Source organism: Novosphingobium panipatense (genome assembly GCF_900182875.1).
Taxonomy (GTDB): domain Bacteria; phylum Pseudomonadota; class Alphaproteobacteria; order Sphingomonadales; family Sphingomonadaceae; genus Novosphingobium; species Novosphingobium panipatense.
This window is the reverse complement of record NZ_FXUI01000003.1, coordinates 291,983-311,848: the sequence shown is the minus strand read 5'-3', so window position 1 is coordinate 311,848 and position 19,866 is coordinate 291,983. Positions and strand designations below refer to the sequence as shown.

Below are 19,866 nucleotides of genomic sequence, written 5' to 3'. Positions count from 1 at the left end.
GCTTGCCGTATGTCCTGCGCTGTCATACTGACCTCTATGGCGATGCACGCGATGGAGCAAGAGCTTTAGCGAGCAGGCACGGTTGAATTGCCGCTGCTGCAAGGGCCGGATATGGGAGAACGACAATGACCAGCCACCAGACCACGGGCGGACCGGCCGCGCCCCTTACCGAACCGGGCTCGGCCCGCGCGCAGAACGTGCTGATCGCGCTGATCTTCTTCGCGACCGCCCTGAATTACGTCGACCGGCAGGTGCTGGCCCTTCTCAAGCCGATGCTGGAAGCCGAATTCCAGTGGAGCGACCAGCAGTTCGCGCACCTCGGTTCGATCTTCCAGCTGTCCGCCGCCGTATCGCTGCTGGGCGTGGGCTGGTTCGTCGACCGCTTCGGCGTGCGCTTCGCCTATGGGCTTGCCGTCACCGTCTGGAGTCTTGCGGGCATGGCTCATGCGCTGGCGGCGAGCGTGCAGCAGTTCGTGATCGCGCGTGCCGTTCTCGCCACGGCGGAATCGGTGAACACCCCCGCGGCGATGAAGACGGCGGCGATCTACCTGCCGGTGCAGCGGCGTTCCGTCGGCATCGGCATCATCAACACCGCGCCCAACATCGGCGCCATCCTCACCCCGCTGATCATCCCGCCCTTCGCCATCGCCTTCGGCTGGAAGGCCGCCTTCCTGGTGACTGGCGGCCTTGGCCTCGTCTGGCTGGTGCTCTGGAAGCTCAACACCGCGAGGCTGACGCCCGTCGCAGCGCAGACCGGCGGAACGTCCGGCACGGAGAAGGGCGCAAAGGTGGAATGGCGCGCCATCCTGTCCGACCGCCGCAGCTGGACCGTCATCGGCGCGAAGGCATTCACTGACCTCGTCTGGTGGTTCGTCCTGTTCTGGACCCCCGACTTCTTCGCGCGGCAGTTCGATCTGAGCCAGGGCGAACTCGGCTGGCCGATCGCCGTGATCTTCGTCTTGGCGGCGCTGGGCGCGATCAGCAGCGGAGCGCTTTATCCCGCGCTGCTGCTGCGCGGCGTTTCGATGAACGTAGCGCGCAAGGGATCGATGCTGGCCTTCGCGCTGATCGTCCTTGTCATGCCGCTCGCGCTGATAGCCCAGACCCCGTGGATCGCCGCCGTCTGCATCGGCCTTGGCCTTTTTGCGCACCAGGGGTTCTCGACCAACATCTTCGGCATGGCGACCGAGATCATTCCGGCGCGGCGCATGGCGACGGTCATCGCGCTGGGCGCCGTGGCCGGAAACCTGACCGGGACGGGCATCATCGAGTTCGCCGGCTGGTCACTCCACACCGGCCTCGGCTACGGCCCGCTCTTCGTGATCTGCGGCTCCGCCTACCTCGTTGCGCTGGCCTTCATCCACCTCATGCAGCCCCGGCTTGCCACGGCGGACTGAACGCGCCGCACCGCCGGTTACCTATGAAAAAGGGGAGGCCCCGCCTGCGGCCCTCCCCTTTTTCTTGTCCACGCACGCCGATGTGCCCGCTGGCGAATGCGGGATAACGCCTGGGAATTCAGCGGACGGGCTGCGGCCGGCGCTGGGGGCCGCCGGCTTCAGGCGACATGCCGGGTCTTGCCTTTGACGGTTGCGAACGGTCGGAGAGGGGCAGACCTCACGATGCTCCCGACACGGCCCTGTGGTGCGCGGGGGTGGCGGGTCGGGCTCGCTCCCCTGCCGCCGGCCCTGGAGGCATACCTCCAGCTTCATCCACGCATCCCTTAACTGCGGCTTTGTCCGGTGTTCCGCAACCGGGCGCCGACCGCGTGCGGGAGAGGAAACGTCAGCTTCACGCGCCCGCCCCGCCGCTTGCCGATCGAGACCGGCAGGATCAGATAACCAAAATGGTACAAAATGTCAAGAAGACAAAGAAAACCCCCGGTGCGGAGGAGGAGGAGCACCGGGGGTTCTTTGCAAGCATTCACCTGAGGCGGGGGGGCCGCCTCAGTTGAAGCGCGCTCGCAAGTTGATACCTGCATAACGGTCCGCGTCGCGCGGGATCATCAGGCGCTGGCCTGCGCTCGTGTTGAGCAGGACATAGCTGTCGTCGAGGATGTTGCGGACCATGAAGGTCAGGCGGTACTTGTCGTCCGGGTCCGACACGCCCACGCTGGCGTTCCAGATGCCGTACGGGTCGATCGGTCCGCTTTCGCCAAGGTCCGAGTACTGCTTGCTGACATGGTGCCAGTCGCTCGACAGGTAGAGCTTCACCGGGCCGAGATCGGCGTCGTAATCGCCGCCAATGGTGTAGCTGAACTTCGGCGCCAGCGGCAGACGGGTTCCGTCACGCGCGTCTTGTGCGTTGGTCAGCGGGTTCGGGTTGAAGCGGCGAACCTTGGCATCGGCATAGGCCGCGTTGGCGCGCAGCGTCAGGCCTTCGGTCGGCGCAACGGTCAGGTCTGCTTCGAAGCCCTTGGAGCGTACGGTGCCCGCGTTGGTCAGGTTGGTGACCACGGCGCCGTTCAGGAGCAAGAAGTTGTTGGCCTGGAAGCCCTTGTAATCGACCAGGAAGGCGGCGGCGTTGAGCTGCACCATGCGGTCGAGGAACTGGCTCTTGAAGCCGACTTCGAAGCTGTCCGACTTCTCAGGATCGATCGGCGTCGAATTGGTCGGCGCGGTGTGGTTGAAGAAGACGTTGAACGCCGGCCCCTTGTAGCCACGCGTGTAGCTGCCGTAGACCATCACGTCCTGCGCGACGTCGTACTGCAACACGGCCTTGCCCGAGAAGTTGTCGGCGCTGGTGCTGCCCCTCGAAGTGTTGGTGCCGTTGCCGCCGCCGGCAATCGAGCCACCCGCGCCAACGCCCGAAAGACCGGCGCCGGTGCCCGGAAGCCCGGTCACGGCATCGACCGCCGGGGCACGCGTGTGGGTGTAGCTGACGCTGTCATGCGTGAAGCGGCCGCCCAGGGTCAGGCGCAGCGCGTCCGTGAACGCGTACGTCGCCTGCCCGAACACCGCCCAGTTGCGGAACGACACGTCGCTGCGCGAAGTCGCGGTCGGGAAGCGGGTCGTGAGAGGGTCCGCAAGGTTGCACGGAGCCGCACCCGTAGCGGGATCGACCGCCGCGGCCGAGCAGGTGATGTCGGCGCGGGTGAAGTCCTGCGTGTTCTTCGAGTACCACAGGAAACCACCGACCTGATAGGTGAGCGGCTGGTTCTGCGGCGATGCCAGCCGGACCTCGGCCGAGAGTTGGTCGGTCTTGACGGTGCCGCGGTCATGCAGCTGGTCGGTTCCGGCGAGCTGGTCCGGAAGGGGAGCGAGAGGACGCGGCAGGAAGTCGCCGTCGCGGATCTCGGTGTTGCGCCAGTTGCGGTAGCCGGTGACGATGCTGAAGGTGTGATCCGCGAAGGTATCGATGTCAGCGTTCAGCGTGAAGCTGTACTGCCGGTCGAGCGAGCGGGTGATGAGGTTCTGGTTGACGTCACGCGTGTCCTCGCCACGCGGAACGATGCCCAGTTCGTTGTCGATGGCCGAGCCGCGCGACACGCCGGTCACTTCGGCGCAGCAATCGTCATCGGCCTTGAAGTAATCGGCGATGAACCGCAGGCGGCTGCTGCCGTCATCGTAGTCAAGGACGCCGCGGGCGCCATAATGCTCGTAGCCGTTGACCGTCTTGTCGTAGTAGGTGTTCTTCAGGTTGCCGTCGAACGTGCCGTAGAACCCCGTCAGGCGGCCGGTGACGTTTTCAGCGACAGGCCCCGAAAGGGTGAGACGCGCGCGATATTCATCGTCCGTCGTGCCCGACACATTGGCTTCCGCCTCGAACGTGTCGGTGCCGCCCCTGGAGACGATGTTGACGAGGCCGGCCGACGCGTTCTTGCCGAACAGCGTGCCCTGCGGGCCGCGCAGCACTTCGAGGCGATCGAAGTCGACGAGGTCGAGGAAGGACTGGCCCGAACGGCTGAGAACCACGCCGTCGACAACGGTGGACACACTGGGCTCGGCCGCGATCGAGAAGCTGATCGTGCCCACGCCGCGCATCACGATCGCGCTGTTGGCGCTGGTCGTGCCCTTGCGGAACGTGACGGAGGGAACGATGGACGTGATGTCTTCCAGGCTCTTGGCGCCAGCGCGTGCAAGCGCTTCACCCGTCACCGCGCTGATGGCAATGGGAACATCCTGAATGTTCTGCTCAACCTTTTGAGCAGTAACGACAATTTCGTCAACCTGCGCCTGTGCGGGCGTAGCCGCCACAAACGCCAGCGCCGATGCCGATAGCCCCAGCGCCGTCCGCCGGAACGTGAATATACCCTGTGCGGAAATCGTCATTCTCCCCTCCTTGCGCAGTCAGCCTAGGTGTTACACCTCAGGTGGTCCTGTCGGTTAAGCTCCTCTTGATTGGCCGCAACATTTCTGTCAAGCGTTGTCACATGAGGACAGCACGGTGGCTTCACCGATGCTGCAAAAGAAACACACTGATGGGATCTGGATCTTGCCGCTGACCTTCACCGTTCGCGACGATGGCTTCGCCTGCTTCCTGGCAGGAACCGAGGTGCTGCGCAGCACATCCGCGCACCCTGCGGTCGCCGTGGCGCGCGGCGAGCCCAACGTCGAGATGGTGCGCGGCAACTTCGCCATTTCCGATGCGCCGCGTGGTCGGGTCGAGGCTGCGTTTGCCACGGCTGATGGCGATGCGATCGTCCTTTCCTCCCAACGGGGCGGCGCGCCGCTCCTGCGCCTCAGCGCGCAGGGCAACACGCTGCGGATCGAGGCGCTGGAGCCCGGCTTCGACCGCGTATGGATCGACCTCGCGGCGCAGGCGGGCGAACATGTCTGGGGCGGCGGGGAGCAGATGAGCTACCTCGACCTTTCCGGGCGGCGCTTTCCGATCTGGACCAGCGAACCCGGCGTGGGGCGGGACAAGTCAACCGAGTTGACTCGCCTCATGGACGAGCAGGGCATGGCGGGCGGCGACTACTGGTGGACCAACTACCCGCAGCCGACGTTCATCTCCTCGCACCTGTGGGCCTGCCATCTCGATTCCAGCGCTTACTCGGTGCTCGACTTCACGGACGCCAGCCGTCACCGGATCGAGGTCTGGGAAGGCAGTTTCACGCTCGAATTCTTCGCCGCCGCCGATCTGCCTGCGCTGGTGGGTCAGCTCAGCACCCGCTTCGGCCGCCAGCCCGCCCTCCCTGACTGGGCAATCGGCGGTGCGATCGTGGGCCTCAAGGACGGCGAAAACAGCTTCGCCCGCCTCGACGCGATCATGGACGCAGGCGCCGAAGTCTCCGGCCTGTGGTGCGAAGACTGGATCGGCATCCGCCAGACCAGCTTCGGGCGCCGCCTGTTCTGGGACTGGTCCTGGAACGAGGCGCGCTACCCCGCCCTGCCCGCGCGTATCGCCGCCCTTTCCGAAAAGGGCGTGCGCTTCCTCGGCTACGTGAATCCTTATCTGGCGAACGACGGCAAGCAGTACGCCGAAGCCGCCGAGCTGGGATATCTTGCCCTGCGGCAGGACAGCGACGAGGTCTATCTCGTCGACTTCGGCGAGTTCGACTGCGGCGTGGTGGACTTCACCAACCCCGCCGCGATGGACTGGTTTGCCGAGCGCGTGATCGGACGGGAAATGCTGGACTTCGGCCTTTCCGGGTGGATGGCCGACTTCGGCGAATACCTGCCGGTCGACCTGCGCCTGCACGACGGCAGCGATCCGATGCTGATGCATAACCGCTGGCCGGTGCTCTGGGCCGAGGCGAATGCCCGCGCGGTCGCCTCCCGGGGAAAGACCGGCGAGGTCGTGTTCTTCATGCGCGCCGGGTTCTCCGGCGTTCAGGCGCACTGCCCGCTGCTCTGGGCCGGGGACCAGTCGGTCGACTTCACCCGGCATGACGGCATCAACACCGTCATCACCGCCGCCCTTTCCGCCGGGCTCGTCGGCAACGCCTACTCGCACAGCGACGTCGGCGGTTACACCAGCCTGCACGGGAACGTCCGCACCGCCGACCTGATGATGCGCTGGTGCGAGCTGGGCGCGTTTTCGCCGGTCATGCGCAGCCATGAGGGCAATCGCCCAGACGACAACCTCCAACTGGACTCGACCCCGGAATTGCTCGCCCAGTTCGCCGCCATGTCCCGCGTTCACAAGGCGCTGGCGCCCTATGTCCGGCACCTGAGCGACGAGGCGGTGGAGACCGGGCTGCCGGTGCAGCGCCCGCTGTTCCTCCACTACTTCGAGGAAGCGCTGTTCGCAGTGCAAGACCAGTACCTCTACGGCCGCGACATGCTCGTCGCTCCGATCGTGGAAGCCGATGCCACAACACGCGAGGTCATCCTCCCCGGCGACCGGCCGTGGCACCATCTGTGGACCGGTGAGACCTTCGCGCCCGGCACGTACAGAATCGCGGCGCCTTATGGTCAGCCGCCCGTTTTCTATTTGCCTGACAGCAACTTCGCTCCACTCTTCGCCTCCCTGAAGGAGAGGATATGAGCGAACGATCGAACATCAAGGACGTCTCGGCGCTGGCCGGGGTATCGATCAAGACCGTCAGCCGGGTGCTGAACGGCCACCGCTACGTCAGCGCGGACACGCGTGAGCGGGTGGAGAAGGCGATGCAGGACCTGGGGTTCCGGCCCAGCGTCGCGGCGCGCATCCTGGCGGGCACCAAGTCCGGCCAGATCGCGCTCATCTACGACAACCACAGCCCCTATTACATGAACCAGGTGCAGATGGGCTGCTGGGAGGCCTGCCAGCAAGCCGGATCGCGCCTCATCGCGCAGCCGGTCGACGTTGCGGATCCTCTCGTGGGAGATCAGGTACGGGGCCTCGTCACCGAGACGCACGTCGATGGTATCGTGCTGTCCTCGCCGGTGACGGACTGCGTTCCGGTGCTGAAGGCGCTGGAAGGCATGGACATCCCCTTCGTGCGCATATCCCCCGGCACGAACCACGCGATGACCTCCTCCGTGTTCATGGACGACGCGCAGGCCGCCGATGACATGACCAGCTTCCTGATCGCGAAGGGGCACCGCCACATCGGCTTCGTGAAGGGCCATTCCAACCACATGGCCTCCGAGGAACGCCTGTTCGGCTATCGCCGCGCGCTTGACCGCGCGGGCCTGTCCTTCGAACCGGCGCTGGTCCAGCCCGGCGAATTCGACTTCGACAGCGGCGTGGCGGCCGCTCATGCGCTTCTTGCCGGTGGACGCCGCCCGACGGCCATTTTCGCCAGCAACGACGACATGGCCGCCGGTGTCCTTTCGGTGGCGCACGACCTGGGCCTCATCGTTCCCGACGATCTTTCCGTCGTCGGCTTCGACGATACCATGGTGGCGCGGATGGTCTGGCCCCAGCTCACCACGATCCGCCAACCCACGCGAGAGCTGGCGCACGAGGCGACCAAGCTTCTCCTCGGCGGTTCGCAACTCACGCACCGCCGTCTGCCGCACGACCTTGTCGAGCGCGCATCCGTCGCATCCATCAATCCCGATCTTCTTCCCTGACAGGACGTTCCATGACTCACCTTCCCTCCCCCGCCGCGCGCCGCCAGCTCGGCAAGAGCGGCATCGAAGTTTCCGCCCTCGCCTGGGGCAACTGGCGCCTTTGCGGCGACGATGTGGACGCGGTGGTCAAGCTGCTTCACGCCGCGCTCGACGCCGGCATCACGCTCATCGACACGGCTGACATCTACGGCCCCGACAACGACGAGGCCTTCGGTGCTTCCGAAGCCCTGCTGGGTCGGGCCCTCGCGACCGATCCCTCGCTGCGCGGCAAGTTCGTGATCGCCACCAAGGGCGGCATCTCGATGGGCGTGCCCTACGATTCCAGCGCCGGATATCTCACCTCGGCCATTGACGCTTCACTCACCCGCCTCGGGACGGACACTGTCGAACTGTGGCAGATTCACCGTCCCGATATTCTCACGCACCCTTCGGAAATCGCAAAAGCCATCGGCGAAGCCTATAAAGCAGGAAAAATCCGCAGCTTCGGCGTCTCTAACTTCACTACGAGCCAGATCGCGACGCTCCAACAGTTTCTGGAGCTTCCGATCGTCTCGACCCAGCCCGAGCTTTCGCCGCTCAAGCTCGCTCCGATCGAGAACGGCGAACTGGACCAGGCCATTGCCATGGACATGGCGGTCCTGGCCTGGTCCCCGCTTGGCGGTGGGCGTATCGCCAATCCCTCGGATGAGCGCACAAAGGCCGTCGCGGGCCTGCTTGACGAGGTGGCTGAAGAGTTCGGCGTGTCGCGCACGGCGGCCGCCTACAGCTGGATCATGGCGCACCCCGCGCGCGTCATTCCGATCGTCGGATCGCAAAAAGCGGACCGGATCGCCGAAGCGGCGGACGCACTGAAGGTCCGCTGGACCCGCGCCCGCTGGTACGCGGTACTGGTCGCATCGAAAGGAGAGCCCCTGCCATGACGAACAGCTCCATGACTGCAACTGACAAGACCTGCGAAGTAAGCTGGTTCTCGGCCCTTTGCGACGATGACTACGAGTTCCTGGGCCAGCCCGACCCGGCGCTGGCGTCAAGCTGGGAGCACTGCCGCAACATCGTGCTGCAGGCGGAGAAAGGCGGGTTCGACAACATCCTGCTTCCCTCCGGCTATGCGCTCGGCATCGACACCACCATGTTCGCGGGCGCCATCGCCCCGCTGGTGGAGAAGATCCGCCTGCTCTGGGCCGTGCGCATGGGCGAGGACTGGCCGCCGCAGCTGGCCCGCCGCATCGCCACGCTCGACCGCATCCTTGGCGGACGTCTGACGGTCAACATCATCTCCTCCGACCTGCCTGGTGAAAAGCTGGGCAGCCGGGAACGCTACCAGCGCACGCTGGAGGTGATGCAGATCCTCAAGATCATGCTGAACGGCGAGCACCTCAAGTACCAGGGCGAGTTCTACAACCTCGACCTGCCTCCGGCCCGCATCACCACCGTCTCCGGCAAGTGCCCGCCGCTCTACTTCGGCGGACTGTCCGAGGACGCGCGTGAGGCGGCGGCGCAGGGGTGCGACGTGTACCTCATGTGGCCCGACACGATGGACAAGGTTCGCGAAACTATCGCCGACATGACCGCGCGGGCTGCCAAATACGGCCGGACGCTGAAGTTCGGTTACCGCGCCCACGTCATCGTGCGCGAAACCGAAGACGAGGCACGGACCTACGCCGACCGCCTGCTGTCCAAGCTGGATGACGCGGCCGGCGAAGCCATTCGCCAGAAGTCGCTCGACACCGCCAGCGTAGGCGTGACCCGTCAGGCCGAACTGCGCTCCGCCGCAGGTGGCGACGGCTTCGTCGAGGAGAACCTGTGGACCGGCATCGGCCGTGCCCGCTCGGGCTGTGGCGCAGCGATCGTGGGCGATCCCGACCAGGTGCTCGCCAAGATCAAGGCCTACCAGGCGGAAGGCATCGACGCCTTCATTCTCTCGGGCTATCCCCATGCCGCGGAGGCGGACCTGTTCTCGCGGCACGTCCTGCCCAAGATCAATCACGCCCCTCTGGTGCTCTGATACGAAAAAGGTTCCGGGTAGCCCCCGGAACCTTTTTTCTTAGGCCGTCCTGAAAACGCTTCAGGAGGCGTCCGCAAGCCTCAGTGACTGTCCGCGGCGCAGACGGCAATGCTGGTCAGGTTGAGGATGCCGCGCGCGGTGACACCCGGCGTCAGCACGTGGATCGGCTGCGAAAGCCCCAGCAGCATCGGCCCGACCGTGGGCGAGCTTGACGATGCCGAGAGCGCCGTAAGCGCGATGTTCGCGGAATCCAGGTTGGGCATCACCAAGAGGTTCGCCGCGCCCTCGAACGCGGAATCCGGCACAAGCTTGTCCCGCAGCGCCTGGCTCAGCGCCGCGTCCGCGTGCATTTCCCCGTCCACCTTCAGCTCCGGCGCAGCGGCGCGCACCAGCTGCGTGGCGGCGCGCATCTTGCGCGCGCTCGGGCTGTGCGAGGCGCCGAAGTTCGAGTGGGACAGGAGCGCGATCTTCGGATCGAGCCCGAAGTGGCGGACCGCCTGCGCGGCCAACACCGTCATTTCCGCCACCTGCTCCGGCGTCGGATCGGGCACCATGTGCGTGTCCGTCAGGAACAGCGCGCCCGCGTCGAGAATGAGGCCCGAGAGTGCATAGACCCGCTTCACGCCCGGCGCGCGGTCGATGATCCGCAGCACGTGCTCGATCTGGCCCCAGTATTCCGAGTTGCCACCAACCAGCGCGGCGTCCACCCGCCCCGTACGCAGCAGCATGGCCGCCGTAACCGTGGGCCGACGATAGGTGTGGCGCACCACTTCCGCCGCCGGCACGCCCTTGCGCGCAGCGACCATGCGATAGGCCTCGGCCAGCTGGTCCATGATCTCGACGTCGGTTTCGGGGTCGATCACGTCGACGTCCTTGCCGAGTTCGAAGGTGAGGCCCAGCTTCGGCAGCTTCTCTTCGAGAATGCGGCGGCGGGCGACGAGCGTCGGGCGTACCATGCCCTCGTCGAGCGCATCTTTCACGGCGCGCAGGACACGCTCGTCCTCGCCTTCGCCATAGGCCACGCGCTTGTACGCGCCGCGCGCGGCCTGGAACACCGGCAGCATGAGCTGGCCCGAACGCGCATTGCCGGTGGCAAGGCTGCGCTTGTACGCGTCGATGTCCAGCGTCCTGGTAGCGACCCCGCTGTCCATCGCCGCCTTGGCGACGGCGCCCGCGATCTCCACGATCAGGCGCGGGTCGAAAGGCGTGGGGATGATGTATTCCGGACCGAACACCAGCTTGCGCCCGCCATAAGCCTGAGCAACGCTGTCATGCGCGGGGACGCGGGCCAGCCCGGCGATTGCCTCGGCCGCGGCAGCCTTCATCGCCTCGTTGATCTGCGTCGCGCCCGCGTCGAGCGCGCCGCGGAAGATGTAAGGGAAGCACAGCACGTTGTTGACCTGGTTCGGGTAATCCGAACGGCCCGTGGCGATGATTGCGTCCGGCCGGACCTCGCGCGCGACTTCGGGGCGGATCTCCGGTTCCGGATTGGCCAGCGCGAAGATCAGCGGATTGTCGGCGAGCAGCGGAAGCCATTCCGGCTTGAGCACGCCCGGCGCCGAGAGGCCGAGGAAGACGTTGGCCCCTGGCAGGACTTCGGGAAGCGTTCGCGCGTCCGTGTCGCGGGCATAGCGCGCCATGTTGGGCAGCATACCTTCCCGGCCGGAATGGATGACGCCATCCTTGTCGGTCAGCGTGACGTTCTCGGCCGGAAGGCCCATCGATACCAGCAGGTCCACGCAAGCGAGCGCGGCGGCACCGGCGCCAGAGGTGACGAGGCGCGCATCGGCCAGCGTGCGTCCCTGCAGCACCAGCGCATTGCGCACGGCGGCGGCCACGACGATGGCGGTGCCATGCTGGTCATCGTGGAACACCGGGATGTTCATCCGCGCCTTCAGAGCGGCCTCGATCGCGAAGCACTCCGGCGCCTTGATGTCCTCCAGGTTGATGCCGCCGAAGGTCGGCTCCAGCAGCGCCACGGCCTCCACGAACTTGTCGGGATCGGTGGTGTCGACTTCGATGTCGAAGACGTCGATCCCGGCGAACTTCTTGAACAGGACCGCCTTGCCTTCCATCACCGGCTTCGACGCCAGCGCGCCGATGGCGCCGAGGCCGAGCACGGCGGTGCCGTTGGAGATCACCGCGACCAGATTGCCGCGCGCGGTATAATCGAGCGCCTTGGCCGGATCCTCGGCAATTTCGAGGCACGGCGCAGCCACGCCGGGGGAATAGGCGAGCGCGAGGTCACGCTGGTTGACCATGCGCTTCGTGGGCTCGATCGCCAGCTTTCCAGGGCTTGGAAGGCGGTGGTAATCAAGTGCGGCGCGGCGCAGCGTCTCGTCCATGTGTTCGTCCCGTGGTCAGTAGCCAAAGTCAGCGTCTCACCCCATCGTGGCAGCGATAGGATGTCCGTTTCCTCCAACACGCTTAGAGCCTCTGTGTCGAGTGCTCAGCGCCCTTTTTCGGCACGATTCGAAGAGCAATAGCCTGAGAATCCGCCGTGCGCCCGGGCGCACGGCGCAAGATGAGACTTAGGGCGCCGCCGGTGCCCCGACCGGCGTCGTCTCCTCGATACCGCCGCCAAGCGACCGGTACAGCTCCACGAGATTGCTGGCCTGTGTCAGGCGCGTTCCCACGAGTTGCTGCTCGGCTGCGTAGGCCGTCCGCTGTTGGATCAGCGTCGTCAGGAACGAATCGACGCCCGAGCGGTACCGGGCATCCGAAAGGCGCGCGGCGACACGGGCCGCTTCGGCCCGGTTGGTCTGCGCCCGTAACTGCTCATCGATGCGGCCGCGCTGCGCAAGCGCGTCGGCCACCTCCCGGAACGCGGTCTGGATCGCGCGCTCGTACGTCGCCACCGCGACCTGCTGCGAGGCGCGGGCGTAGTCGAGGTTGCCCTGGCGACGGCCGAAGTCGAACAGCGGCAGGCCGATGCCCGGAGAGGCGTTGTAGGTGTAGGTGCCGTCCTTGAAGAGACCCGAAAGCGACGTACTGAGCGTGCCAAGCGTGGCCGTCAGGGAGATCGTCGGGAAGAAGGCGGCCCGTGCCGCGCCGATGTTCGCGTTCTCGGCGATGAGCTGATGCTCTGCCTGGAGCACGTCGGGCCGACGCAGCAGCACCTCCGAGGAGATGTCCCCCGGCAAGGCGTCCCGCGTCATGGGCGCATTGCCGAAGTCGGTCGGCAGGAGCGCGGCCGGCACGGTGGTCCCCGCCAGCAGGTTCAGCGCGTTCTGATCGCGTGCAATGCTGGTTTCCAGCACCGCGATGTCGTTCAGGGCACCCTGGTAGTTCGTCTCCGCCTGCCGGACTTCCAGTTCCGAGCCGATACCCACGCGGAACTGTTCACGGGTGAGCCGCAGGGTGTCCTCAAACGTGCGCAGCGTCCCGCGCGACAGGCGCAGCTGCTCGCTGTCGGCGGCCATCGTCAGCCAGGCGTTCGCGATTTCCGCGATCAGGCTGATGCGGGCCGAGCGCTGCGCCTCCTCGCTGGCGAAGACCTGCTCCTGCGCGGCACGCGACAAGTTGCGCACCCGGCCGAAGAGGTCGAGCTCGAAGGCGGAAAGGCCGACAGTCGCCTGATAGGCCTCGATGTCGGTGCTGCCGCCGGTCGCACCGTTGGCACCGCCGGCGCCGAACACGTTGTTGGTGTACGTGCCCGTGCCGCTGGCGTTGACCGTCGGCAGCAGGTCGGACCGCTGGACCCGGTACTGCGCGCGCGCCTGCAGGACGTTCCCCGCCGCGATCCGCAAGTCGCGGTTGTTGGCGAGGCCCAGCTCGATGACCCGCTGCAGCCGGTCATCGAGGAAGAAGTCCCGCCAGCCGATGCGCGACACGTCCACCGCGTCCGTTGGGGCCGTGGGGTAGATGCCGCCCTGCGGAAGCGTGACGGGCACGGCCCCGGTCGGCCGCTCGTACTTCGGAGCGAGATTGCACCCGGAGAGCAGCACCGTACCGGCAAGCAGGAAGAGGATAGGCTTGGTCATGTTCAGATTTCCTGCGGCGCGGGGCCGCGTCCGTAAGGCTCCGCGTCCGGATCGTCTTGGACGCCGTCAGTCTGCCCGTGCTTGAACAGCCGGGCGATGACCACGAAGAACATCGGCACGAAGAAGATCGCGAAGATGGTGGCGGTGAGCATGCCGCCCACGACCGCGCGGCCGATGGCGTTCTGGCCACCTGCGCCCGCACCGGTCGACACCGCCAGCGGCATCACGCCGAAGATGAAGGCGAGCGACGTCATCAGGATCGGCCGCAGGCGCAGGCGCGCGGCTTCCATGGCGGCGTCGAAGGCGTTCATGCCGGCCTGCACACGCTCCTCCGCGAACTCCACGATGAGGATGGCGTTCTTGGCCGAGACGCCGATCGTGGTGATGAGGCCGACCTGCAGGTAGATGTCGTTACCCAGCCCGGTGAGCCAGGCCGCGAACAACGCGCCCACCACACCCAGCGGCACCACCAGCATGACCGAGATCGGCACCGACCAGCTTTCGTAGAGAGCGGCAAGGCACAGGAACACGACCGCAAGCGACAAGGCATAGAGCGCGGGCGCCTGACCGCCGGAAAGGCGTTCCTCGTAGGACAGGCCGGTCCATTCGATCGCGGTGCCGGGCGGCAGCTTCTGCTGCATCTCCTCGATCGCCTCCATCGCAGCGCCCGTGCTCAGGCCCGCTGCCGGTGCGCCCTGAAGCTGCATGGCGGGACGGCCATTGTAGCGGGTGAGGATCACAGGGGCCTGCTTCCAGTCCACGGTGGCGAAGGAACTGAAGGGCGCCATCTGGCCGTTCTCACCGCGCACGTAGAGGTTCTCTATCGCTTCTGGAGACGAGCGGTACGGCTGGTCGGCCTGGATATAGACCCGCTTGGTGCGACCCCGATCAAGGAAGTCGTTGATGTAGGCCCCGCCCCATGCGGTCGAGATCTCCGAGTTGATCGCGCCGATGTCCAGCCCGAGCGCGCCGGCCTTGTCCTGATCGATCTGCACGTCGAGCTGCGGGGCATCGTCAAGGCTGACCGGACGGACCTGCGCCACCCGCTGGTCCTGGGCAGCCATGCCGAGCAGCTGGTTGCGTGCGGCCATCAGCTTCTCGTGACCCATGCCGGTCTCGTCCACCAGCCACAGGTCGAAGCCGGTGGCGTTGCCGAGTTCCTGCACGGCGGGCGGCATGACCGCGAAGATCATGGCGTCGCGGTACTTGGAGAACACGCCCATTGCGCGCTGCGCCAGCGCCGGAGCACGGTTCTCCGCTCCGCTGCGTTCCTCCCAGTCCTTCAGCTTCACGAAGGCGATGCCTGCGTTCTGGCCCTGGCCGGAGAAGGAGAAGCCGTTGATCGTGAAGATCGATTCGACGTTCGCTTTCTCCGTCTCGAGGAAGTGGTTGCGCACCACGTCGAGGGCCTTCTGCGTGCGAGGCATCGTCGAACCCGAGGGGCCCTGCACGAGCGCGAACATCATGCCCTGGTCCTCGTCCGGCAGGAAGCCGCTGGGCAGGCGGATGAACAGGGCCGTCATCACGCCGATAATCAGCAGGTACACCAGCCCGGAACGCTTCCAGCCACGGGCGGTGCGGCGCACCCCGCGCTGGTACTTCTCGGTGCCCCGGTCGAACTTGTCGTTGAACCACCGGAAGAAGCGAGCGAGCAGTCCGTTGCCCTCCGGCTGGTCGGACTTGTGCGGCTTGAGGATCGCGGCGCAGAGCGCCGGCGTCAGGATCAGGGCCACCAGCACGGACAGGGCCATCGAGGAGACGATGGTGATCGAGAACTGGCGGTAGATCACGCCGGTAGAGCCGCCGAAGAACGCCATCGGCAGGAACACCGCCGAAAGCACCATGCCAATGCCGATCAGCGCCCCACTGATCTCGTCCATGGACTTGCGCGCGGCCTGTTTCGGAGAAAGATGCTCCTCCTGTATCAGGCGTTCGACGTTCTCGACGACGACGATGGCGTCGTCGACCAGCAGGCCGATGGCAAGCACCATGCCGAACAGCGTCAGGGTGTTGATCGAGTAGCCCAGCATCGACATCACGCCGAAGGTGCCGAGCAGGACGACGGGAACCGCGATGGTCGGGATCAGCGTCGCGCGCCAGTTCTGCAGGAACAGGAACATGACGAGGAACACCAGCACCACCGCCTCGACGAGCGTATGGACCACCTGCTCGATCGAGAGGCGCACGAACGGCGTCGAATCGTAAGGGAAGGCGACCTTGACGTCGGCCGGGAAGTTCTTGGCGATCTTCTGGACCTCGGCCTTCACCGCATCGACGGTGTCGAGCGCGTTCGCGCCGGACGCCAGCCGGACACCAAAGCCCGATGCGTTCTTGCCGTTGTACTGTGTGTCGAAGCCGTAGAGTTCGGCCCCAAGTTCCACGCGCGCAACGTCACGAAGGCGCACGGTGGCGCCGTCCGGCGTGGAGCGCAGGCGGATATTGCCGAACTCCTCGGGCGTCTGCAGGCGCGACTGCACCGAGACAGTCGCGTTGAGCATCTGCTCATTCGAGGCGGGCAGCGCGCCGATCTGGCCTGCGGAAACCTGAGCGTTCTGCCCCTGTACCGCGTTCCGGACGTCCGCGATCGTCAGGTCATAGCTGCGCAGCTTGAGCGGATCGACCCAGATACGCATGGCGTACTGAGTGCCGAAGATCTGCAGTTCGCCCACGCCGTTGATGCGGCTGACAGGATCCTGCACCTGGCTGACGATGTAGTCCGCAAGGTCGGTGGCGCTGTGGCTGCCGTCCTCCGAATAGACGGCCGTTACGAGCAGGAAGCTCGCCGCGGACTTCTGGACCTGGACGCCCTGCCGCTGGACTTCCTGCGGCAGGAGCGGCGTGGCCGCCTGAAGCTTGTTCTGAACCTGGACCTGCGCGATGTCCGGATCCGTGCCCTGCTCGAAGGTCAGGGTGATCGAGACGGTGCCCGCCGACGAGGAGTTCGCCGAGAAGTAGCGCAGGTTGTCGATTCCCTTGAGCTGCTGCTCGATGATCTGCGTCGTGGTGCGTTCCAGCGTTTCCGCATCGGCACCGGGATAAGTGGCGGAGATGGAGACGGTCGGTGGCGCGATCTCGGGGAACTGGGCGATCGGCAGACTGCGGATGGCGAGGAGACCCGCCATCATCAGAACGATCGCGATGACCCATGCGAAGATGGGTCTGTCGATGAAATAACGTGACATGGTCGCTTACCGGCCCTTGTTCGCGGGTTGCGCGTTGGAGGGGGCGCCTGCCGGCTTTTGCCCCTGCCCCGCTGCCTGCCCCTGAGGCGCGACCGGCTTCACCGGCACGCCGGGCCTCAGCATCTGCGCTCCATCGACGACGACGCGGTCGCCGGCCTTCAGGCCCGAAGTGACCAGCCAGCTGCTGCCGATCGTGCGCGGTGCGGTGATCTTGCGCATCTCCAGCTTGTTCTGCGCCCCGATCACGAGGACCGTGGGATTGCCCTTTTCGTCGCGGGCGACGGCAATCTGCGGGACGAGAAGCCCGTTGGTCTTGGTGGCCTGCGCGAACTGGGCGCGCACATACATGCCGGGCAGGAGGAGACCGCGCGGATTGGGGAACTGAGCGCGAATGATCTGGCTGCCGGTCTGCGGGTCAACCGTCACGTCGGTGAACTTCAGCACGCCGTCCTGCGGATAGACGCTGCCGTCCTCCAGCTTCAGCTTGACGTTGACCTGACCGCCTCCCCGCGAAAGCTCACCCGAGAGCAGCTGCTGGCGCAGGCGCAGCAGTTCGGCGCTGGACTGCTGGATGTCGACGTAGATGGGGTCGAGCCGCTGTATCGTCGTGAGCGGATCGGTTTGCGCGGCTGAAACCAGCGCACCCGTCGTGTAGGTGGAGCGGCCGATGCGGCCGGAGATCGGCGCGCGAATCGTCGTGCGGGCAAGATCGATCTCGGCGCTGCGCAGGAGCGCCTGCTGGGCCGCCACGTCCGCCCTTGCCTGCTGGGCGCTGGTCACGGCGTTTTCCGCCTCCTGCCGCGAGATCGCGTTGATCTTCACCAGCTCGCCGTAGCGACGGGCCAGCGCCTCGGTCGACGCGATGGCAGCGCGCGAGCGCGCCACCGCCGCACGCGCATTCGCCACGGCCGCTTCGTAGGGCGCCGGATCGATCCTATAGAGCGGCTGCCCCGCTCGCACCTGATCGCCTTCGGTGAAGAGGCGCGACAGGATCAGACCGTTGACCTGCGGACGCACCTCCGAAGTCTCATAGGCATTCGTTCGGCCGGGAAGCTCGGTGGTGAGCTCCACCGCCTCCTCGCGCACCGTGATCACACCCACTTCCGGCGGACCGGCAGCCGGCTGTTCGCCAGCTCCTCCGCAGGCCGTAAGAAGCAGCACGATGGCCGGGGCGATTTTTTTCATGGAGTATGTCCACAGAAAGAGTTAAAGCGTGAGTGAGCGTTCACTCATCTTTGGCGCGTTTATTGCGTCGCACAATCGAATGCAAGTCGGGATTGGGGAATGACAAAGGAAACCATGACGGATCGCCCCCGGGCCGCACGCTCGGCCGCGCGCCGGCAACACTTGCTCGACACCGCACGTAACCTTTTCGTCGAGAGAGGGTTCCATCAGACCGGCATTGCGCAAATTGCCGCTGCATCAGGGATTGCTGTCGGCCAGATCTACCGGGATTTCGCCAACAAGGAGGCGATCATCGCGGCCATTTGCGAGGCGCAGATCAGCGTCTGGCTGGATGAGGGGACACTGTGCGCCGCAGTCGGGGCGCAGGACTGCGAGGCCATCCTCGCCTGGATCGAGCGGGTAAGCTTCGATGAGCCGGACGACGACGATCGACGCCTGATGTGCGAGATTCTCGCGGAGGTGGGGCGCAATCCGATCATCGCGGAAATGAACGCGCGCGTTGACGCACGCCTGCGCGGCAGCATCGGCGCCGCGCTCGAATCGCTGGCGCCGAATGCGCCCGCGCCCCGCCTTTCGATGGTAATCGATCTCATCGTCGCCATGTCGTGGGGCCTGGCTGCGCTGCGCGAACTCTATCCTGACAGCGACCCGCAGGCGCTGCACGCAACGATGCTCGATTTTCTACGCAAAGAGGTGAAGAACCTGTCACAAACCTGACAGATGCAGAAATGCTGCACTGCAAAATCTACGCGTCGCAGCTCTTCCTGATTTGCCCTGCCCTCTGGACAAGAGGCCGCAGGTATATCATCCTGTCTGCAATAAACGGCTAACGAGCCATACGAGAGGATGGGACGATGGAAAACAAGGAAGTCGAGTCCGGCGAAAAGGCGATGATCCTTCTGCAAAGCCTGATTTGCTACCTGCGTGAAAAGAACGTGCTGTCGCGCGCCGACATCGAGGAACTGCGGGACCGCGTGGAAGCCCGCATCGCCGCTAATGAGACCAGCCTGCCCTGCGCGGCTTCGATTGCGGCTGCGGCGGCTACGGAGATGCGCGAACTCGACGACTACTGCGGTCGCACTTACGGCGGCAAGCACCGCCGCCGGGTCAACTGACCAGGCCGAGCCGGCGGCCCAAGCGGGCGGGCGCCAAGCGCCTGCCGTATCGCAAGCAGATCCTGGAGAATGCAGGAGCGCCGGGGCTTCCTTCGCAGCCACAGGAACCCGGCGAGTTCAGCGGGTGCCCTGCGGGAAGAGCAGGACTGCGCCGATCGTGATACCCCATTCGGGCTGATCGGTGGGCGCTTCAAACCAGTATTTCCCGCCGATGGAGAGGCTCATCATCTGCCGGCCGACTTTCGTCACCTTCGAAAATGAGACGTTTAACGGCACCTCCCACTGGTCGCCCTCCCAGTCATAGGACACGTCGAGATTGCTGGAAATCGTGCGGCCACCGCCGATATGCCATGCGAGAAACGGCTGGACTTCCGTGCTGCTGATGTCGGCCCTGTCGCTCTTGCCGGCAATGGACCAGAGATGATCGGCCGAAACGCCCATGGTCAGCGACTTTGTTTGGCGAAGAAGAAGCAGCGACGGGCCGACTGCTAGCTTTCCCGTGCCGAGGATTTTGCTGGTCGCGGTCGGGATGCTCGCCCGAGCCCCGAGGGCCCAGACGAGACCACCGTGCTTGGCGGGCGTGAAAGACAATGTCTGATTGATATCGCCAAGGCCGAAGGTGCCGCCGCCGGGCCCCGCCGGATTGGAGTAGGCGAGCGGGAAATCCGTATGCGAAATCATGTTCCAGTTCTGGCTGAGCCGGAAGGGAATGACTGGCTCGATATCGAGAAGGTAGCGTTCGACGGTATCGTGCGCCGCGTCGCCGAGATCCAGGTCGGCGTGGATCGGAACGCTGATCATGAAGGCGGCGGGGTTGGAGATCTTGCGGGCAAGTTCGTCCGCATCCTCGGCCTCCTGGGCTGCGGCTGAGCAGGAGGAGAACCCCGCCAGAACCACGATGATGATGCGAAAGGAAAGACTGAGGTTGTCTGACACCTTGATCTCCGGCCCTGG

Annotated in this window: 13 protein-coding genes; 7 read left to right on the top strand and 6 right to left on the bottom strand. The window is 65.6% G+C overall.

All coding sequences use genetic code 11. The annotated features are described in order from the left end of the window. Positions 1-125 precede the first annotated feature (125 nt). Positions 126-1,397, top strand: coding sequence for an MFS transporter (locus QOL62_RS06750; RefSeq protein WP_283405691.1), 1,272 nt, complete (start codon positions 126-128; stop codon positions 1,395-1,397). A gap of 546 nt (positions 1,398-1,943) precedes the next feature. Here the strand turns inward: QOL62_RS06750 and QOL62_RS06745 are convergent. Beyond that, positions 1,944-4,268, bottom strand: a complete 2,325-nt coding sequence (locus QOL62_RS06745) for a TonB-dependent receptor (protein WP_283405690.1) — start codon at positions 4,266-4,268, stop codon at positions 1,944-1,946. Positions 4,269-4,395: 127 nt separating this feature from the next. Here QOL62_RS06745 and QOL62_RS06740 point away from each other — a divergent pair, with 127 nt between their 5' ends. From QOL62_RS06740 to QOL62_RS06725, 4 genes are read left to right on the top strand one after another with little or no spacing between them, the layout of a single operon-like run. Then, on the top strand, positions 4,396-6,429 hold the full coding sequence (locus QOL62_RS06740; protein WP_379502549.1) for an alpha-glucosidase: 2,034 nt from the start codon (positions 4,396-4,398) through the stop codon (positions 6,427-6,429). Then, on the top strand, positions 6,426-7,442 hold the full coding sequence (locus QOL62_RS06735) for a LacI family DNA-binding transcriptional regulator (RefSeq protein ID WP_103727457.1): 1,017 nt from the start codon (positions 6,426-6,428) through the stop codon (positions 7,440-7,442). Before QOL62_RS06740 ends, QOL62_RS06735 begins: the two co-directional genes overlap by 4 nt. Before the next feature lie 11 nt (positions 7,443-7,453). Then, positions 7,454-8,362 (top strand): aldo/keto reductase, encoded by a 909-nt coding sequence (locus QOL62_RS06730; protein WP_103727458.1) that lies wholly within the window; start codon positions 7,454-7,456, stop codon positions 8,360-8,362. Continuing rightward, on the top strand, positions 8,359-9,447 hold the full coding sequence (locus QOL62_RS06725) for an LLM class flavin-dependent oxidoreductase (RefSeq protein ID WP_233203696.1): 1,089 nt from the start codon (positions 8,359-8,361) through the stop codon (positions 9,445-9,447). Before QOL62_RS06730 ends, QOL62_RS06725 begins: the two co-directional genes overlap by 4 nt. An 80-nt stretch (positions 9,448-9,527) precedes the next feature. Here the strand turns inward: QOL62_RS06725 and QOL62_RS06720 are convergent, their stop codons facing one another. The 4 genes from QOL62_RS06720 to QOL62_RS06705 form a co-directional block, all read right to left on the bottom strand. Then, the gene (locus tag QOL62_RS06720) at positions 9,528-11,792 is read right to left on the bottom strand and encodes an NADP-dependent malic enzyme (RefSeq protein WP_103727459.1); all 2,265 of its coding nucleotides are present in this window, start codon (positions 11,790-11,792) and stop codon (positions 9,528-9,530) included. Between the two features lie 186 nt (positions 11,793-11,978). Beyond that, entirely contained in the window at positions 11,979-13,430 is a 1,452-nt protein-coding gene (locus QOL62_RS06715; RefSeq protein ID WP_199183727.1) for an efflux transporter outer membrane subunit, read from the bottom strand. A gap of 2 nt (positions 13,431-13,432) precedes the next feature. Beyond that, positions 13,433-16,612, bottom strand: coding sequence for an efflux RND transporter permease subunit (locus QOL62_RS06710; protein ID WP_283405688.1), 3,180 nt, complete (start codon positions 16,610-16,612; stop codon positions 13,433-13,435). Between the two features lie 6 nt (positions 16,613-16,618). Then, complete coding sequence (locus QOL62_RS06705) at positions 16,619-17,797, bottom strand: efflux RND transporter periplasmic adaptor subunit (RefSeq protein WP_283405687.1); 1,179 nt, start codon at positions 17,795-17,797, stop codon at positions 16,619-16,621. A 99-nt stretch (positions 17,798-17,896) separates the two neighbouring features. Between QOL62_RS06705 and QOL62_RS06700 the strand changes: the two genes are divergently transcribed. Together QOL62_RS06700 and QOL62_RS06695 are read left to right on the top strand one after the other, a co-directional pair. After that, entirely contained in the window at positions 17,897-18,514 is a 618-nt protein-coding gene (locus tag QOL62_RS06700) for a TetR/AcrR family transcriptional regulator (protein WP_283405686.1), read from the top strand. A 137-nt stretch (positions 18,515-18,651) separates the two neighbouring features. Then, complete coding sequence (locus tag QOL62_RS06695) at positions 18,652-18,912, top strand: hypothetical protein (RefSeq protein WP_283405685.1); 261 nt, start codon at positions 18,652-18,654, stop codon at positions 18,910-18,912. 117 nt (positions 18,913-19,029) lie between these two features. Here the strand turns inward: QOL62_RS06695 and QOL62_RS06690 are convergent, their stop codons facing one another. Next, positions 19,030-19,848, bottom strand: a complete 819-nt coding sequence (locus QOL62_RS06690; protein WP_283405684.1) for a hypothetical protein — start codon at positions 19,846-19,848, stop codon at positions 19,030-19,032. Positions 19,849-19,866: the final 18 nt, after the last annotated feature.

Excerpts from the sequence above, each read along its gene's own strand:
- QOL62_RS06750 (WP_283405691.1), top strand. The coding sequence starts at position 126 with ATGACCAGCCACCAGACCACGGGCGGACCGGCCGCGCCCCTTACCGAA.
- QOL62_RS06745 (WP_283405690.1), bottom strand. The coding sequence starts at position 4,268 with ATGACGATTTCCGCACAGGGTATATTCACGTTCCGGCGGACGGCGCTG.
- QOL62_RS06740 (WP_379502549.1), top strand. The coding sequence starts at position 4,396 with ATGCTGCAAAAGAAACACACTGATGGGATCTGGATCTTGCCGCTGACC.
- QOL62_RS06735 (WP_103727457.1), top strand. The coding sequence starts at position 6,426 with ATGAGCGAACGATCGAACATCAAGGACGTCTCGGCGCTGGCCGGGGTA.
- QOL62_RS06730 (WP_103727458.1), top strand. The coding sequence starts at position 7,454 with ATGACTCACCTTCCCTCCCCCGCCGCGCGCCGCCAGCTCGGCAAGAGC.
- QOL62_RS06725 (WP_233203696.1), top strand. The coding sequence starts at position 8,359 with ATGACGAACAGCTCCATGACTGCAACTGACAAGACCTGCGAAGTAAGC.
- QOL62_RS06720 (WP_103727459.1), bottom strand. The coding sequence starts at position 11,792 with ATGGACGAGACGCTGCGCCGCGCCGCACTTGATTACCACCGCCTTCCA.
- QOL62_RS06715 (WP_199183727.1), bottom strand. The coding sequence starts at position 13,430 with ATGACCAAGCCTATCCTCTTCCTGCTTGCCGGTACGGTGCTGCTCTCC.
- QOL62_RS06710 (WP_283405688.1), bottom strand. The coding sequence starts at position 16,612 with ATGTCACGTTATTTCATCGACAGACCCATCTTCGCATGGGTCATCGCG.
- QOL62_RS06705 (WP_283405687.1), bottom strand. The coding sequence starts at position 17,797 with ATGAAAAAAATCGCCCCGGCCATCGTGCTGCTTCTTACGGCCTGCGGA.
- QOL62_RS06700 (WP_283405686.1), top strand. The coding sequence starts at position 17,897 with ATGACAAAGGAAACCATGACGGATCGCCCCCGGGCCGCACGCTCGGCC.
- QOL62_RS06695 (WP_283405685.1), top strand. The coding sequence starts at position 18,652 with ATGGAAAACAAGGAAGTCGAGTCCGGCGAAAAGGCGATGATCCTTCTG.